Source organism: Paenibacillus sp. IHBB 3054 (genome assembly GCF_051594305.1).
In the GTDB taxonomy this organism is placed as follows: Bacteria; Bacillota; Bacilli; order Paenibacillales; family Paenibacillaceae; genus Paenibacillus_AQ.
The window spans coordinates 1-1,360 of the sequence record NZ_JBOFBG010000105.1 but is presented as its reverse complement, the minus strand read 5'-3'; the positions used below and the strand labels follow the sequence as shown (position 1 = coordinate 1,360).

At 47.8% G+C, this 1,360-nt stretch carries 3 protein-coding genes; all 3 read right to left on the bottom strand.

Features of this window, described 5'->3' with window-relative positions:
• Positions 1-425: hypothetical protein (locus tag ACQ76X_RS35840; RefSeq protein ID WP_438498657.1), on the bottom strand; the 425-nt coding region annotated here is incomplete at its 3' end.
• A gap of 16 nt (positions 426-441) precedes the next feature.
• Positions 442-699, bottom strand: coding sequence for a hypothetical protein (locus ACQ76X_RS35835; protein ID WP_438498656.1), 258 nt, complete (start codon positions 697-699; stop codon positions 442-444).
• A gap of 3 nt (positions 700-702) precedes the next feature.
• The gene (locus ACQ76X_RS35830; protein WP_438498655.1) at positions 703-1,107 is read right to left on the bottom strand and encodes a hypothetical protein; all 405 of its coding nucleotides are present in this window, start codon (positions 1,105-1,107) and stop codon (positions 703-705) included.
• Between the last annotated feature and the right edge of the window lie 253 nt (positions 1,108-1,360).

Here is a 1,360-nt window from a genome sequence, read left to right as displayed (position 1 = left end):
GAACCTTGCAGCACTAGAATGATCACATCATACGAGTCCTCCAACTGTTGCCGCAGCACAGTAGGTGCTGAAATAAGCGTCTGGTTGGACGAGAGTTTGCGAATAACCGGTGCCTCCGGCTGAGAGCGCGGATTAACGAGCACATAATCTATCCCACTACGCTGCACCATGTAGGATTGCATCGGTTTTAGCGCCTTGCGATCCAGATCCAGTAGAAACTGATCGACGGTACGTTCTTTACTAAGATCCGCAATTTGTTGATCAAATGTATAGGCCATGCGCGGCAAGCCTACACAAGGCAATTCTACTACGACAATCCGTTGCTCCTTCGGATAGGTGCGGATCAACTTCAACACGCCCTGAATCGCGTCACCACCGCCGATATTGGCAAAGGCAATGACCTGCGCCTTGGTTTTCATATTCATGTGGATCGCTCCTTTCTTAGTTGCTACGGTGCCTGGTTTCTCCTTTGTGACAGGTTCCACGGTACACCCAACCCTCCAGTGTTTTTTCTAAGGTGTGATAGGTTCCTTTGCCCTCTACATAATCAACAGGGGATTCACCCATTTGGATGAGATTCGCTCTCCAAAATGCCGGAGGCATGACATTCAAGAAGTGCTCCGATATTTCCTCATCCACTACATCCCCGGGTTGAAGGTAATCCTTCAGATCCCCTTTCCAGTCTTCATAGGTTTTCAAACCTTATTCCCTCCTAATGGTACATTTAAAATTTTCCCATGCCACAACCAATGTGTTCACGGCTTGATCTGGTCCATACCAAAACAGGTGTGGCAGCAATGCCTTAATCTCCTGATCAAACACTTCGATAGGTGCTGGGTCAGAAACCATTTGATCAGTCACAGAGGCAGCTGTACCTTCACCCACAACATCTTGCACCGCTTTGCGGACAGCTTCTTCCAGTGAGCATTGCTGCAGGCCGAATTTCACTTCCCGCAACATCCCCACATCCCGCCAATCCAGCTGCCTCCGCTTTCCGTCCCGGTTAATGGCGTAACCTTGTTCTTCAAGCAAGACGACCCAGCGCCTCAACGTACTGACCGGAGTATCTAACAATTCCCCTGCTTCTTTAAAACCTACTTCCTGCACAACACTCCCTCCTTGAAATACAAAGACCGCTCCGGAATATACACGGAAACGGCCTCTTTTTGTTTTCTTGCATGATATAAGATTACCTGAATTTATCTACTCAAACGTACTCAAAAAGTACGGAAAAAGTATGTGTTTTTAATACGAGTTTCCTCCCTTTGCCTGTAACAACCGTTGCTCCAAGCAAGGCAATGTCTTCTGCATTAAGAAGTCAGCCTCATGCGTATCTCCACGTGCGATTGCCTGCTGAATA